This is a genomic window from Enterococcus raffinosus (genome assembly GCF_001886185.1).
In the GTDB taxonomy this organism is placed as follows: Bacteria; Bacillota; Bacilli; order Lactobacillales; family Enterococcaceae; genus Enterococcus_A; species Enterococcus_A raffinosus.
This window is the reverse complement of sequence record NZ_JXLA01000042.1, coordinates 15581-31604: the sequence shown is the minus strand read 5'-3', so window position 1 is coordinate 31604 and position 16024 is coordinate 15581. Positions and strand designations below refer to the sequence as shown.

General features: G+C 41.3%; 15 protein-coding genes and 1 pseudogene. 2 read left to right on the top strand and 14 right to left on the bottom strand.

The features are described 5' to 3' along the window. Positions 1 to 338 (top strand): annotated as a pseudogene (locus RV13_RS17360) (glycosyltransferase family 1 protein); the annotation flags it as partial. Positions 339 to 381: 43 nt separating this feature from the next. Here RV13_RS17360 and RV13_RS17355 read toward each other — a convergent pair. The 14 genes from RV13_RS17355 to RV13_RS17290 form a co-directional block, all read right to left on the bottom strand. Beyond that, complete coding sequence (locus tag RV13_RS17355) at positions 382 to 1341, bottom strand: IS30 family transposase (protein WP_010744740.1); 960 nt, start codon at positions 1339 to 1341, stop codon at positions 382 to 384. Positions 1342 to 1600: 259 nt separating this feature from the next. Next, on the bottom strand, positions 1601 to 2524 hold the full coding sequence (locus RV13_RS17350; protein WP_010745403.1) for a dimethylarginine dimethylaminohydrolase family protein: 924 nt from the start codon (positions 2522 to 2524) through the stop codon (positions 1601 to 1603). Between the two features lie 146 nt (positions 2525 to 2670). Beyond that, positions 2671 to 3411 (bottom strand): helix-turn-helix domain-containing protein, encoded by a 741-nt coding sequence (locus RV13_RS17345; protein WP_010745402.1) that lies wholly within the window; start codon positions 3409 to 3411, stop codon positions 2671 to 2673. Between the two features lie 129 nt (positions 3412 to 3540). Continuing rightward, the gene (locus RV13_RS17340) at positions 3541 to 3954 is read right to left on the bottom strand and encodes a hypothetical protein (protein ID WP_141741207.1); all 414 of its coding nucleotides are present in this window, start codon (positions 3952 to 3954) and stop codon (positions 3541 to 3543) included. A gap of 104 nt (positions 3955 to 4058) precedes the next feature. Then, positions 4059 to 4403: a DUF2200 domain-containing protein gene (locus RV13_RS17335; protein WP_010745400.1), complete on the bottom strand. Its 345-nt coding sequence runs from the start codon at positions 4401 to 4403 to the stop codon at positions 4059 to 4061. A 16-nt stretch (positions 4404 to 4419) separates the two neighbouring features. Then, positions 4420 to 4935, bottom strand: a complete 516-nt coding sequence (locus RV13_RS17330; protein ID WP_010745399.1) for a helix-turn-helix domain-containing protein — start codon at positions 4933 to 4935, stop codon at positions 4420 to 4422. 102 nt (positions 4936 to 5037) lie between these two features. Beyond that, positions 5038 to 6213 carry an NAD(P)-dependent malic enzyme gene (locus tag RV13_RS17325; RefSeq protein ID WP_196805505.1) on the bottom strand — a complete coding sequence of 392 codons (1176 nt, stop codon included), beginning with the start codon at positions 6211 to 6213 and terminating at the stop codon, positions 5038 to 5040. Beyond that, positions 6194 to 7576: a class II fumarate hydratase gene (gene fumC, locus RV13_RS17320; RefSeq protein ID WP_010745397.1), complete on the bottom strand. Its 1383-nt coding sequence runs from the start codon at positions 7574 to 7576 to the stop codon at positions 6194 to 6196. Before fumC ends, RV13_RS17325 begins: the two co-directional genes overlap by 20 nt. A gap of 604 nt (positions 7577 to 8180) precedes the next feature. After that, the gene (gene dtd / locus RV13_RS17315) at positions 8181 to 8627 is read right to left on the bottom strand and encodes a D-aminoacyl-tRNA deacylase (RefSeq protein ID WP_010745396.1); all 447 of its coding nucleotides are present in this window, start codon (positions 8625 to 8627) and stop codon (positions 8181 to 8183) included. A 17-nt stretch (positions 8628 to 8644) separates the two neighbouring features. Further along, positions 8645 to 10852: a RelA/SpoT family protein gene (locus RV13_RS17310; RefSeq protein WP_010745395.1), complete on the bottom strand. Its 2208-nt coding sequence runs from the start codon at positions 10850 to 10852 to the stop codon at positions 8645 to 8647. A 73-nt stretch (positions 10853 to 10925) separates the two neighbouring features. Continuing rightward, complete coding sequence (locus tag RV13_RS17305) at positions 10926 to 11669, bottom strand: 16S rRNA (uracil(1498)-N(3))-methyltransferase (protein WP_010745394.1); 744 nt, start codon at positions 11667 to 11669, stop codon at positions 10926 to 10928. Position 11670: 1 nt separating this feature from the next. After that, positions 11671 to 12618, bottom strand: coding sequence for a 50S ribosomal protein L11 methyltransferase (gene prmA / locus RV13_RS17300; protein WP_010745393.1), 948 nt, complete (start codon positions 12616 to 12618; stop codon positions 11671 to 11673). Positions 12619 to 12709: 91 nt separating this feature from the next. Beyond that, entirely contained in the window at positions 12710 to 13186 is a 477-nt protein-coding gene (locus RV13_RS17295; protein ID WP_010745392.1) for a DUF3013 family protein, read from the bottom strand. Between the two features lies 1 nt (position 13187). Continuing rightward, positions 13188 to 13814: a DNA-3-methyladenine glycosylase gene (locus tag RV13_RS17290; protein ID WP_010745391.1), complete on the bottom strand. Its 627-nt coding sequence runs from the start codon at positions 13812 to 13814 to the stop codon at positions 13188 to 13190. 921 nt (positions 13815 to 14735) lie between these two features. Between RV13_RS17290 and RV13_RS17285 the strand changes: the two genes are divergently transcribed. Next, positions 14736 to 16013 carry a replication-associated recombination protein A gene (locus tag RV13_RS17285; protein ID WP_010745390.1) on the top strand — a complete coding sequence of 426 codons (1278 nt, stop codon included), beginning with the start codon at positions 14736 to 14738 and terminating at the stop codon, positions 16011 to 16013. Positions 16014 to 16024 lie beyond the last annotated feature (11 nt).

Here is a 16024-nt window from a genome sequence, read left to right as displayed (position 1 = left end):
TGAAGCAGCTTTTACCAGAAGGCATCGTCTTAACCGACACACGAATGGCACAGTTAGAGCAGGAAAAAGAAGAGAATAGTGCACCAGATACGGAAAGTTCCGCAGTCTCGACCAACGACCAAGCTAACGGAGCAAGCCAGGCAGCAGTGAAGGAACCACCAGCCAAGAAGAAATCCTCGATGCCAAGGCCGATGGCTCTCTCAGCTGAAAAATCCCCTTCTATGAACTATAAGAAACCAAAAAGCGCGAAGCAAAAGAAACGAGAAAAAAATGATGAATTGATGAAGCGGACGAAAGAGGGGAAAAGGAATTCGAGGAAACGAAAGAAGCGGAAATAATACACGGTTAGTGATCTGAGGAATTTTTTAAATGTCTGATTTGTCAAATTAAGCTAGACAATACCTCATCATTCATGCAGCTCAAGAATACCTCCAGCGGTGTTCGATAGTTTAATGATTTTCTTGGGATATGATTTCTCTTTGAAGCAACCGATTGAATAAAGACTTCATCTGTTTCTCTGAAGTCCATTGCTTTAGTTAGGCCATCTCTTCGTAGCAAGCCATTTGAGTGCTCATTTAACCCTCGTTGTGAAGGGGTTCCTGGATCTGCAAAGAAGATGGCGATATCATTTTTATTACTAATAGATTGCCAGTTAGAAAACTCTTTTCCACAATCAAACGTCAGCGATTGAAACAGATGTTTAGGTAGGGATTTGAACCAATCATTTAACCTGTTTTCGATATCTTCTGCCCGTCTGCCTGAAGGTTTCAAAGTGATGATTACTTTTGACAAACATTCAACTAACGTGATAACAGCGCTCTTGTGCTTAACACCCACAATAGTGTCGCCTTCAAGGTGTCCAAATTCCTTGGACAGGCGTGGATAGATTCTGTTTCGTTCATGAATCGTTCTGCGAAAAGCTTGTTTTCCACGTCTTTCTCGATGACCGTTTGGTTTACGCTTTCCTTTCATGGGCAAGGACTGGGCATCAAAAACACCGTTTTTAAACATTCTATAGAGTGTACGAACAGAGCAATCAAGAGGGAACTCTCCGCGACCAACAATCACATCAGGCGTCCATCCTTGAGCCACCATTTTTTGAACAAAGTTTGATTGTTTCTCAGATAAAACGGTTGAACGGCGTCCACAGCGGGATTTATTCTGTTTGTATTGTCGGTAATAATCGAGCGCATTCTTTCCTTGTTTGAGAAAGGAATAAACATTATAGATCGTTTGTCTTGAACGATTTAATCGTCGCGCGACAAGGGTGACAGGTTCCTCGATGTTGAAATAAGACTCTATCAAAACCAGTTCGTCTGTTGTAAGATGGGTATAGGTCATTTGTACTCACTCCTTATAATTCTTTGGTCGGAACTATTTTGAGTGTAGCACAAGTGACTTTTTAGTTGTCTAGCTTAATTTTACAATCGGCGATGGAAAAAACGACATCGGCTTGATGCTTATTTGTCTTGCAAAAAAATGGCACAACTATTGTTAAATCGTTCTTTATATAAACAAAAAGGCAGCCTATCCCCACCAGCATAGTTGCGGTAGGGATGGACTGCCATAAGTTTAAAAAAATTACCTTGTCACTGTTTCCTTATTCTCGTTTTAAGGGGAAGGTCATGCAGTGGATACCACCACCTAATTTCAATGACTCTGTGATGTCTAATTCAAATACTTCGATCCCTCTTTTTCTCATTTCTTTATTTAATTCTTTATTTTGGGCTAAGGAGACCACTCTTTTGTCACCGATAGCTTGAACATTGTATCCGTGGTGGAAAATCTCTGCTTCTCCTCCAGAAATTAATTCTATCCCTAATTTTTCTAACAGTTCAAGAAAATCTGCTGGCAGCCCTTCTTTATAGCCGATAGCAATATCAGGTGTTACCAAATTGAAGCACATATCCAAATGTAGGTATGCGGGCTCCGTTTGCACGGCATGAACGGAATAACCTAGTGGCTCTAATAATTCACGAATTTGCATGACCCCACCCATATTTGTCCGATCTGCTATGCCCACAGCGATCGTCTTTTCATTTAAAAAAGCAAAGTCACCACCTTCAAACGTACCCTCTCCAGTGATTTGTCCAATCATCGGGACTCCAGCAGTCTCCATAGACTTTTGAAAGAAACTGGTTTCTTGTTTTCGAATTGCGTGCTTAAACTTGCCCAATATATAGCCTTCTCTTACACAGCCGCCAAGATCCCGGGCAAACATCGCATGAGGCTTCTCCCCTGTTGTCTCTACAACCGTCACCTCAATACCAAGCTTCTCGTACAGTTTTTGCAATCGGAGAAATTCTTGTTGGATCAATGTTTCATCGATTTGCTTTAAATCCCATTTTTTAGCAATTTCATTGATTTGCTCTGCTTTATTAACATGTTTAGGTTTAGATAAAAGAACTTTTTTTAATCTGCCGGTACCATTCTTTACATACATGTCTTCACCCAATTCCCTTTCAGTTGATTTTTGCTGCATGCCTTTTTTAGCTTGATTTACTTCTTGCCGTTTATTAATCATCCTATCTCCACTATAACGAATTATAAAAATAAATTCACGGGTCCCTCTTTGTTTTGCTAATCGACCCAATTAATTATTCTTATATGATTGACAAATCAGTAGCCCCCTCACAGTAAAGTTGTGAGGGGGCTGTCTGTCTTTCAAAATTAACGAATAATTTGCTTCCGTTTCTCGATTGTCTTAGCAATCAATGTCTCATAGTCCTTTTGATGCTCTTTAAGATACGTTTCAACTTTATCCGTTTTAGCTTGAGACCATTTAGGATTTTTTTCTAACAACCGACCATTTTTATCGATCTTCGTTGTCACAGTTAAATTATTTGATGAATCAGAAATAACCGTCTCGTAAGAATTATCATCTTGCACGTCTACAACAATATTGTTCTTTCGAGCAATTACATTAATCTTGTCCTCGCGTAAAGGAAATCCCCGCACCACTACAGGCATAACATAAGTCCAATATGAGACATCTGTTTCTTTTAACTCATATTGATTACGATCCATTCGATAGTTACTTTCTGACGAGTTCGTCCACCCATTTTCACTGAGATTCCTTCGATAGCGGCTTTCATCCATGCGCAGCTTTTGATTGTAGCCTAAATAACCAACCATTAGTACTGCAATAATCCCTAGGATAATTTTGTAAATCTTGTTCATTTTAATTTTTTTCGAAACGTTCTTTGTCATTTCTTTGTCCTCCCTCAGCAATTGATCAAGAGAGATACCGAACAAATCACTAATTGCAACAATCGTATCTAAGTCTGGATAATTTCTGCCAACCTCCCAGCTGGAGACTGCCGAACGGGAAACATTCAAGAGCTCAGCCAATTGCTCTTGTGTCCATTCTTTTTTTAATCGCTGCTCTTTAATCTTATCGCCGATTTTCAATTGGTATCGCCTCCTACTTCGAGTATCCTGATAAATGGTTGAAAAAGGTAGCCACTGTATGTAGCACGAGTAATTTTTTTTACGACACGTATCGTATCATGCTGTTAGAACAAGGTTTTGACAGTTTTTTTAGCCTATAACTCTATTTTTCATACGACTTTGTTGTCTTAATGACTTAACATTCGGAGAAAACATCGAACCAATCAAAAAGATTCCTGAAGCTATTGGGCCATATAATTCTTTTTTTGTTTGATAATGATTTTTAGAGGTTGAAATACGATAAGGTTTATTTTTTTGAAAATAAATATATACTCGTTCGCCTTCTTCTCGTTTTGAACCTTTAAATGCTACACCGTAATTATTTTCTGGAAAGTTGATCGTCTGTACTCCTTTTTCAATATGGATAGTTCCTAGTGTTCGCCCTTTTTCACTTGTAATAAATTCTTTCTCCATCTGCCAATTACTATAAAAAATGAAGAACATAAAGAAACCAAATACGATGACAACTATTCGACTAGTAGTTTTAAACATCTGTCTTTCCACTCTACCTTCATCCTAACTTTAACTTTTGTTTTTCTATTCTATCATCCCTACATTAGATAAAGAAGGTTATAAAAAAAACGAGCCTACTAGACTCGTTATCACTTCTATTTACGTAAGATTTTCTCCATCTTTTTCCCCTTAGCCAGTTCATCCACCAGCTTATCAAGGTAACGGATTTTTTGCATTAATGGATCTTCAATCTCTTCCACCCGATAGCCGCAAATTACACCTTTAATCAATCCAACATTTTCATTCAGTTGAGGAACCTCCGCAAAAAAGGTTTCCATATCACCCCCGCTATCGATCTGTTTCTGTAATCCTTGTTCATCATAGCCTGTCAACCAATAAATAACCTGATCAAGTTCTTCCTTGCTTCGTCCTTTTTTCTCAACCTTTTGGATATACATTGGATAAATCGAGGAAAAGCTCATTTTGAATACTTTACTCATTTCGTGGTCCCCATTTCTATATAAAATATAATACGAGTAAAAAGATACAGGTAATCACGACCATCCCTATCCCCACAACTTTCACTTGTTTCATTTCTTTGTAAAATTTGTCCTCTTTGTTTTTCAATCTGGCAATTTTCCATTTAAATGCAAACAACGTTATCAAATTGGTCAATGAAGCAGCTATGATAAAATATAGTATGCCGCTATGAACGATTTTTGCTGGCAGGTACACCATCAGAATCAAAATGATTCCGGTCAACACAGGCCCCACATAGTAAAGACCCGCTATATTTGCAAGCTCTTCTTTTCGTTGAATTTCATTTACCACAGCCGAATCTTCGACTAATAGATCAGCCAAGGAAACTTGAAAGACTTTTGATAAATGCAGCACACTTTCTATATCAGGAAGTGTCCTACCTGTTTCCCAATTTGAGATGGTCCGTTTTGATACTAGGATTTTATCGGCTAATTGCTCCTGTGTCCATTTAGCCGCTTGACGTTCTATTTTGATTCGTTGGCCAATTTCCATTTGATCACCTTCTATAGCTGGATTTATTGCTTCCAAACTACTCTACCAATTGAAAATTGTCGATAGAAAGTTCTTTCCACCCTTGATAGAGCAAGGATTTTACTATCGTGTCACACCATCTTCTCTGGCAGCTTCCGCGACCTTCATGGTTATCAAATCCACCACACTTTTATCAAAAGCAGATGGGATAATGTAATCTGACGTTAATTCTGAATACGGAATCGAATCAGCAATGGCATGAGCACAAGCCAATTTCATACGTGGAGTGATTCTTTTCGCTTCAGCAGTAAAGGTGCCACGGAATAAGCCGGGAAAAGCTAAGACATTATTGATTTGATTGGGAAAATCAGAGCGTCCTGTGCCCACTACAGAAGCACCGCCAGCGATTGCTTCTGCATACGTAATTTCCGGTTCAGGATTCGCCATAGGAAAGACAATATTGCCATCATTCATCGAAGCAACCATTTCTTTTGTTACTAGATTCGGTGCGGAAACACCGATAAAGACATCCGAACCGACAAAGGCTTCTGCCATCGTGCCAGTAAAATCTTTTTGCGTAATCAGCTCTAAGATTTCTTTTTCAACGAATGTTGCATTGGTCATTTGGTCATTTAAGGCGCCATCCTTGTTAAAGGCAATAATATGTTTTACACCAAGATCAACCAGCATATGAATGATCGCACTACCGGCCGCCCCTGTTCCTGAAATCACTACCTTTAAATCCTTAGCGTCTTTTTTAACGAGCTTTAATGCATTAATCAAGGCTGCGGTCACTACCACAGCGGTACCATGCTGGTCATCATGAAAGACGGGAATGTCTAGCGCGTCAATCAAAGCACGTTCAATTTCCACACAACGAGGAGCGCTGATATCTTCTAAATTGATTCCGCCAAATGTCGGTGCCATCGCTTTAACAATTTGAATGATTTCCTGTGGATCTTTCGTATCCAGACAAATCGGCACCGCATCAATATCAGCAAATTCCTTGAAGAGTAACGCTTTTCCTTCCATTACAGGCAAAGCCGCTTCTGGTCCAATATCCCCTAAACCCAAAACAGCTGTTCCATCTGTCACTACTGCGACGCTGTTGCTTTTCCAAGTATAGTCATAGGCTTTCTTTTTATCCTCAGCGATTTTTCGACAAGGCTCTGCAACCCCTGGTGTATAGGCTAAAGACAAATCCTCTTTGTTTTGTACTTTTGCTCGGCTCGTTACTTCGATCTTTCCGCGCCATTTTTTATGGGCGGCCAATGCGTCATCATAAATAGTCAATGTCATTCTCTCCAATCATTTTTTCTGGACGAACCCAGGCTTCATACTCTTCTTCCGATACATAGCCTAATGCTAAGGCTGATTCCTTTAGTGTTGTTCCTTCATTGAAGGCTTTTTTCGCAATTTCTGCTCCCTTGTCATAACCAATATGCGTATTTAACGCGGTTACCAGCATTAATGATCGCTCTAGTAATTCAGCCATCCGTTCCTCATTTACAACGAGTCCCTTCAAGCAGTTCTCACTAAATGAATGGAGCGCGTCTGTTAATAAGCGAACACTTTGCAGCAAATCAAAAGCAATCAGCGGCAAATAGACATTCAACTCAAAATTCCCCTGAGAAGCGGCAACACCGATAGTCGTGTCATTCCCCATCACTTGAACGGCAACCATCGCTAATGCTTCACATTGGGTCGGATTAACTTTTCCTGGCATAATCGAGCTGCCGGGTTCATTAGCCGGTAAAGTAATCTCCCCTAAACCGCTGCGTGGTCCGCTTGCTAACCAGCGAATATCATTGGCCATCTTCATGCAATTCGCCGCTAACGCCTTTAAGGCGCCGCTGACAAACACTACAGCGTCGCGATTTGCTAAAGCATGGAACTTATTAGACTCACTGATAAAATGAATCCCTGTTTCTTCTTTTAGCGCTTCGATGAAGGCTTCTTCATACGCTTTTGAGGCGTTCAGGCCCGTTCCTACAGCTGTTCCACCGATGGCTAGCTGACGAAGCTCAGCTAGACTATTGATCAACATGTTTTCGTTATGCTCTAAGGCAGCACGCCAGCCACTAATCTCTTGAGCAAAGGTTACTGGTGTTGCGTCCTGCAGATGTGTCCGTCCAATTTTGATCACATGTTTGTTTTTTTCTTCCAATTCTTCCAGTATAGCAATCATTTCATGAATAGCTGGTAAAAGATTTTTCTCAATCGCAAAAGTCCCTGCAATATGCAGAGCGGTGGGGAAAACATCGTTAGAGCTTTGGGACATATTCACATCGTCATTAGGATGAATCGCTAAATCTTTTTGACTCGCTAAATGAGCAATGACTTCGTTGGCGTTCATATTGCTTTGAGTCCCGCTGCCCGTTTGCCAAACTACTAATGGGAACTCATCCCAGTGCTCTCCCTTTAATAACAAGTTAGCTGCATGTTGGATAGCTAATGCCTTTTCTGCTGCTAATTTCCCCGTTCGTTGATTGGCCGTCGCTGCCATTTTTTTGACTAGTACTAAAGCATGCAATAATTCCGGCGGCATTTTTTCTCCGCCAATTTTAAAATTTTGACGGCTTCGTTCGGTTTGTGCCCCCCACCAAGCCTCTTTTGGCACTTCAATCGAGCCCATTGAATCCTGTTCTGTCCTCGTTTCCATCAATTCGACACTCCTATTTTGAATCATTTTGTTCAATTATCGCTTATTTCTTCTAGAAAAGGTAGAGGAAACTCCACTTTACTCCCTTCCTTTTTCTGGAATATTCGGAAAATGACCTTATTTACGTTTACAGACAATCCAATCACACAATTCGAAAAATGTTCACCTTTCAAAGGTTTGCTTCCTTTCATGCTTTAAAAACTGCAAAAAGCAGAACTGACAGCTAGCTCACTGGTTAAGAAATAACTCGCAGCTAGCTCACTGGTAGGGTATTCCTTTTTCTGGAGCCCGTAGAAAAAGGAGTTTATCTTCGTACGCATACGATTCAACTAAACATCTTGTAAGATGTTTACATTTAATCATTTAAATTGATCTCATACTTTAAAAACTGCGAAAAGTTGGACTCGCAGCTAGCTCTGATCAAGGTAGACATTTTTCTAGAAAACAGAAAAATGAGTTTATTTTCGCTTCGCATATCATTCTGCTAAACATTTCGAGCTAGAATTCTCTTTTAATTAATATATTGTCTCTAATCGTTTAAAAACTACAAAAAGCAGAACTGAAAAAAAAGTACAAAAGTCTTCTGACTTTTGTACTTTACTTGTTACTTATCTCTTGTATCGAAAAGAATGGTGATTGGACCATCGTTGACTAATGCGACATCCATGTCGCCGCCGAATTCTCCAGTTTCTACTGTTAATCCTGCTTGGCGTAATCCGTCATTGAAATACTCATATAATGGTATCGCGGTTTCTGGACGAGCCGCTTTTATAAAGCTTGGTCGATTGCCTTTTTTAGTATCCGCATATAAAGTAAACTGTGACACACTCAGCACACTGCCGCCGACATCCTGCAGAGACTGATTCATTTTTCCTTCTTCATCTTCGAATACACGTAATAGTGGAATTTTCCGAATCAGATAATCTGCATCTGCTTTTGTATCTTCTTCGTGGATACCTAGGAGAATCATAAATCCACGATCAATTTTGCCTACGATCTTTTCATCAATCGTCACGCTTGCTTCACTCACTCGTTGAATAACTGCTCGCATAAAAGCCTCCTTGTTCTCTAGCCCTTCGTCCGTTTCACACTGTAAACATCCGGTATTGTCTTGACCTTATCAACAATTGAATACAAATGATTCAAGTTTTGAATTTTAAAGGTCAAATTAATCACCGCCAAACGATCCTTCGTGGGTTTCGCTTCAACACTGACTAATTTCTTTGTCATACCACTAACAATGTTCAAGACATCATTCAATAGACCATCACGATTAAAGCCATAAATTTCTAAATCCGCATTGTATTCTTGAACAGAATTGGTTGTATCTTCCCATTCCACTTCAATCAGCCGTTGCTGGATATCTTTTTGCTTCGTAATATTTGGACAGTCTGTCCGGTGGATCGAAATCCCGCGACCTTTCGTGATATAGCCAACGATGCTATCTCCAGGAACTGGATTACAGCAATGACTGATGCGAATCAATAAATTGTCGATCCCTTGAATGACGATGCCGCCCTCATGACGAACTTTGATTTTTTCTGGTTCTTTGGGATTATTGACCATTTCGTCAACGGCATCCCGTTGTTTTTGTTTCATTTGTTCACGGCGTTCTTTCTCCGTCAAACGATTGGCAAAGGTTAACGCACTCATTTCACCAAAACCGATCGCCGCATACAGGTCTTCTTCGCTATGGAAGTTGAATTTGTCCAAGACATCCGCAAGCTTGTCTTTAGTCAGCATTTCCTTCGGTACAAATCCAAGATCATTGATGCACTTAACCACCGCATCATGGCCCTTCGTGACATTTTCTTCCCGGTCCTGTGTTTTGAAGAAGCGCTTGATTTTATTTTTCGCTTTGCTGGTTTTGACTAAATTCAACCAGTCGCGACTTGGGCCAAAGGAATTGGCTGAAGTCATAATCTCGATGATGTCACCATTCTTCAGTTTATAGTCCAGCTGTACCATCTTGCCATTTACTTTGGCACCGGTCGTTTTATTGCCGACATCGGTATGGATACTATACGCAAAATCCAAGGGGCCAGAGCCTTTTGGTAGCTCCGTGACATCACCCTTCGGTGTAAATACATATACTTTGTCGCTGAAGATATCGCCTTTGACGCTTTCCATAAATTCGGAAGCATCGTAGCTTTCGTCCTGGAGCTCAATAATTTCTCGGAACCAGTCTAACTGTTTGTTATCCTGTGTTGCTTCAGTCTTATCTGTCTTGCCTTCTTTATATGCCCAGTGAGCTGCAACCCCGAATTCGGCGATTTGATGCATTTCATGCGTTCGAATCTGCACTTCTACCGGATTGCCGCTTGGTCCAATGATGGTCGTATGCAAGGATTGATACATATTCGCTTTAGGCATCGCGATATAATCCTTGAAACGTCCTGGCATTGGTTTCCATTTTGTATGAATCGCTCCTAAAACTGCGTAACAGTCCTTGATGGAATCAACAATGACACGAATAGCTAACAAATCATAGATTTCGTCAAATTGTTTCTTTTGATCCCGCATTTTGCGATAAATAGAATAGATATGTTTTGGACGACCGTAGATATCCCCTTCGATCCCCAGTTCCTGTGTCGCTTCCTTGATCTCATTAACGGCTTCCTCTACGAAGGCTTCGCGCTCATCACGCTTGCTGCGCATTAAATGAACGATACGGTAATATTGCTTAGGATTCAGATACCGCAGCGCAGTGTCTTCCAATTCCCACTTGATCCGGCTCATCCCTAAACGATCAGCCAGCGGTGCGTAGATTTCTAAGGTTTCACGAGCGATCCGACGCTGCTTATCATCCCGCAAATATTTTAACGTCCGCATATTGTGTAAACGGTCCGCCAGCTTAACCATGATGACGCGCAAATCCTGCGCCATCGCCAACAGCATTTTACGGTGATTTTCTGCTAATTGTTCTTCATGTGATTTATATTTGATTTTCCCTAATTTAGTGACGCCATCAACTAATGAGGCTACATCTTCACCGAATTCGACTTTCAAATCCTCTAAAGTAACCGGTGTATCTTCTACCACATCGTGTAAAAAGCCTGTCGCCACCGTGTGAGGGTCCATATGTAGATCAGCCAAGATCCCCGCTACTTGAATCGGATGGATGATATAGGGCTCTCCTGATTTGCGAATTTGAGGCTTATGGGCTTCATAAGCAAAGTCGTAAGCCTTTTGTACAAACGCCACGTGCTCTTTTCCCATGTACGTACTAACCATCCTGATGACGTCAGGACCGGTCAATTCAACTTCTTTTGCCATGTGACGTTCCCCCTTTATTTTCTGAAAATGATTGTTCTTATTATACAAACTCTAGTAAGCTTTTTCAATCAAATCAATGTTGCAATTCAAAATAGAAGCTCGCCGCGCTCAAAAGATAAAAAGGTGCTGTTTCTGTCCGTAAAATTCGTGGGCCTAAGCCGCAGAGTTTCGCTCCGGCTGCTTGGAATTTTTCGATTTCCTTCGGTGTCAATCCGCCTTCTGGACCGAAAACAACCAGCAATTTTTCACCAGCTGTCATCTGTTGAAAAGTCTGAACTAATTGCGCCTGCTCACCTTGTTTGGCGGATTCTTCATAAGCGATCAGAACCGCTTCATATTCAGAAAAGCTAGCAATCAGTTCCTTTTCTGAAGCAAATCGAACCGTAGGCAACACTTGGCGATGGGATTGCTCCGCTGCTTCTTGTGCGATCTTGTTTAAACGCTGCTGTTTTTTCTTTTGCTTCTTCGTGTCCCACTTTGCCACCGAGCTTTCTCCCGGGAAAGCGACAAAATCATGAGCACCAAGCTCCGTTCCCTTTTGTACGATCAATTCCAATTTTTCACCTTTGGGAAATCCGCTGGCGACCGTAATTTGAATAGGAAGCTCTCGTTGCATTTTTTCTTTCTCAACTTCTTCTAGTCGCACGTGATCACTATCAATCGCGACAATCTTTGCTTTGATAGCTGTTTGATCGTTAAAAACGAGAAATACCTGATCATCTACGGACATCCGCATCACCCGAGACATATGATGATGGGGCTCTCCACTGATTTCGACGATTGATTGATAGGCTTGATCAATAAAATAGCGCTGCATCTCAGTCTTCCTCTGGCTTCTTCAAGATGATGGCGAACCAATCTTTTTGTTGGAAGATTCGATCTACTTCAAAGCCTTGTGCATACATTTCTTCCAGTACCATATCTTTTTTATCTTCAATGATCCCCGAAACGATCAACGTTCCCTCTGGCTTCAATAAGCGCCAAGCATCTTCCACCATCAAAACAATGATATCCGCTAAGATATTCGCGACGATCACATCTGCCTCTTGCTCTACCCCAACCAATAAATCATTGGCAGAGACATGGATATTTTCTGTATTCGCATTTAGATCCACATTTTCCTGTGCGGAACGAACCGCTACCTCATCTAAATCATAGGCATAAATATCTTTTGCTCCATATAGCGAGCTGGCGATACTCAATACACCAGAGCCTGTTCCAACATCTAGGACTGTTTCCCCGCCTCGCAGGACCGTCTCCAATGCCTGCAAGGTTAGATTCGTCGTCGGATGCGTCCCCGTTCCGAAAGCCATCCCTGGATCTAAGGTAATGATTTTTTCGTCTTCATGTTTGGGTTCGTATTTTTCCCAGCTTGGTACGATCGTTAAATAGCGCGTGACACGAACAGGATGATAATATTTCTTCCAAGCTGTTGCCCAGTCGCTTTCTTCCACTTCGCTGACTTCCACGATATTTTCACCAATGTTTAAGCCGAACTCTGGCAATTCGGTGATACTGTCCTTAATAAATGGCAGAATTTCCGGTAAGAAGATTGTTTCTGGGAAATAGGCCATGACTACTGCGCCTTCTTCTAAGCTTGAGAATGTTTCTTTATCTAAAAGTTCGCCATACTGATCTTCTTGATAGTTCTCAAAGTCCAATGCATCTTCGATCGCTACACCAGATGCGCCAGCCTCCATTAAAATATTCGAGACCGCCTCGACTGCCTCGCTTTCCGTTGTTACTTTGACTTCATTCCATTTCATGTTGATCGCCCCTCCTAGTTCATGGTCCTCACTTGTTTATTTTTTCTCACGAATCACGCCTCTCTAATATAGAAAGAAGACGTGGAACATTTTAATAGCTTGGGTACGGCAGGTAACTGCTGTCTGTTGGTTTGATTGACGCCTTGAATACCGCCTCATCCCACGTCATTTCAAAAATCGCGTCTTCACTATCATCCGCCAAAAAGTCTAACAAGTCACTCTGGCCCTCTTCGATCACATCTTTCAAATAGTCCACTACAGCCGTTAGTTCGTTTTTCTTCATGCCTTTTTTGCCTTCATAAGGAATCACGGCTAAAAAGTCTTCCGAATCATAAACTGATTTCTCAGGATCAACCAGCAAAATCGCGTCTTCAAATTCGATAATCTCTTCCTCAGAGGCTACGCCATCCACATCATCGATCTCAATCTGTCCTTTATTTTCTCCATAAATACGAAAAGCAATTTCAAAGCTGCGGTTCCGAGTATCCCAGTCTAACGCCAGCTCATAATCGGGAATCTTTTTGTTCAAATAACTGTCTAAATAAGTAATCATGGTTTCTTTTGCCATTTTACTTCCTCCATCCATTGTTTTCTTCTATTGAAGCTTTGCGCTGATTGGTTATGTACGGATTGCCATGGACAACATAGCGCAATGGGCGTTCTGTCCAAATCCCCTTATTAGGAATCCCAATTCGAGGCAATGCATCAATTTGTTTGGGAATCCGGCGTTTCTCTGGAAGCAAATGCAACGGACTGGTAAAAATTGATTCCCCGTATAATTCTTTGGTAATTCCTAGCGCCTCGACCAGCTTTCCTGGTCCATCCGAAATCGCCGATCCTCTGCGTCCATGACGATTTGAAATCATCTGCTCGATTCCTTCTGCTGGCTCAATCCCGCGAATCATCACCCCTTGAGGCATTCCTACAGGCTGTGTGATCATATTCAAAATCAAATGGGTATGCATGGTGTATAAATAAATCGTCCCTGGTTTTTCGTACATGGCTCGCACCCGTGGTGTATCACGCATCCCATAACTATGCGCCGCTTCATCATCTGGACCAAGATACGCCTCACAGTCAACGATATAGCCAGCTAATTTCCCAGCAGGTGTCTCATGCTCTAAATACATTCCCAATAAATACTGGGCGATATTTTCAGTCGATTCCGTATTAAAACAATTGATTAATTGCTCCATTTTTCTCACCTTCTACATGATACACAATAATCCAGCCGCATGCTACGCTCAGCGATCAAAACTCAGCAAACACAAAGGAAAAATGTTATAATCAGAACATACATTTGCCAGTTCAACTTTTCGCAGTTCGATATAGAACAAAGGAAATTCATTTCTTAACTGTATAAACAAAGAGCACTGTATAGTTGAATGGTACGCGTGGTGAAAATCAGATTCATTTTTCACGGGTTTTGAAAAATGATTCCCTTTTTTTGAACTAGCTGCCAGTTCAACTTTTCGCAGTTTGATATAGAACAAAGGAAATTCATTTCTTAACTGTATAAACAAAGAGCGCTGTTTAGTTGGATGGTACGCGCAGTGAAAATCAGATTCATTTTTCACGGGTTTTGAAAAATGAATTCTTTATAGTGAGCTAACTGCCAGTTCAACTTTTCGCAGTTCGATATAGAACAAAAGAAATTCATTTCTTAACTACATAAACAAAGAGCGCTGTTTAGCAGAATGGTAGGCGTACGAAAATCACTGGAATTTTACGTTAGAAAAATTCCAACTATAATNGCCAGTTCAACTTTTCGCAGTTCGATATAGAACAAAAGAAATTCATTTCTTAACTACATAAACAAAGAGCGCTGTTTAGCAGAATGGTAGGCGTACGAAAATCACTGGAATTTTACGTTAGAAAAATTCCAACTATAATTATGAGCTAGCTTAGCAATATTAGGATTGAAAACAATATGAGATGCACTAACTTAACTAAATTGCATGAAGCTAGTTAGTACGCGCACGAAGATATCAATTTTTTTAGAAATCACTCATTTGCGTGAATTTCTACTTTTTCATATAGGATTAGACCTTTTTCGTAACAAGCTCGTTTTCACCACAAGAGTGAATCCCTTAACTCAAATTTCAAGGAGGTTTCTTATGCAACAGCCTTTAGCTTTTCGCATGCGTCCCCGCAACTTAGATGAAGTAGTGGGACAGCAGCATTTGGTCGGTACAGGAAAAATCATTCGCCGCATGGTAGATGCTCGGATGCTTTCTTCCATGATTCTGTATGGTCCTCCTGGTACAGGAAAGACCAGTATTGCCAGTGCTATTGCGGGCTCAACCAACTATGCGTTTCGTATGTTGAATGCTGCTACCGATACAAAAAAAGACCTACAAATCGTCGCCGAGGAAGCAAAAATGAGCGGGACGGTTATTTTATTACTAGATGAAGTGCATCGCTTAGACAAAACCAAACAGGATTTTCTTTTGCCGCATTTAGAAAGCGGAAGGATTATTATGATTGGTGCCACCACAGAAAATCCGTACATAACGATCAATCCCGCGATTCGAAGCCGAACTCAGATTTTTGAGGTAAAGCCGCTGAATGAAGAGGATATTATCACAGCGGTTACCTCTGCTTTAGCTGATAAGGAGCGTGGATTAGGTGAATATCCTGTCGTACTAGATGACGAGGCCTTGAACCACTTAGCTCGTGCTACAAATGGGGATTTGCGCAGTGCTTTGAACGGTTTAGAGCTGGCAACTAAGTCAACGCCAAAGGACAAAGATGGCAACATTCATTTGACGCTTTCGATCATTGAAGAATGCGTTCAACGTAAAGCACTGACCCACGACAAAGATGGTGACGCTCATTACGATGTCATCTCCGCGTTTCAAAAGTCCATTCGCGGCAGTGATGTCAATGCCGCTTTGCATTATCTAGGTCGCTTAGTCGAAGCTGGTGATTTACCGATTATTTGTCGGCGCTTAATGGTGATTGGCTATGAAGATATCGGCCTAGGAAATCCGCCCGCTGCCGCTCGAACCGTCCAAGCTGTGCAAGCAGCGGAGAAATTGGGCTTTCCTGAAGCACGCATCCCTCTGGCTAACGCCGTGGTGGACCTCTGTCTTTCGCCTAAATCGAATTCTGCCTACACAGCCTTGGATGCTGCAATCACGGATATTCGCATGGGAAATGCCGGTGAGGTCCCTGACCATTTGCGAGACAGTCATTACAAAGGAGCCAAAGCACTTAATCGAGGAATAGGCTATCAATACCCTCACAGCTTTGAAAATGCTTGGGTCGACCAGCAATACTTACCTGATAAGATCAAAGATGCTCATTATTATGAACCGAAGGCTACCGGGAAATACGAGCAGGCACTTGGTCAGCAGTATCAGCGGATCGAAGAATGGAAGAAGAAAAAATAAACCACTGTCGA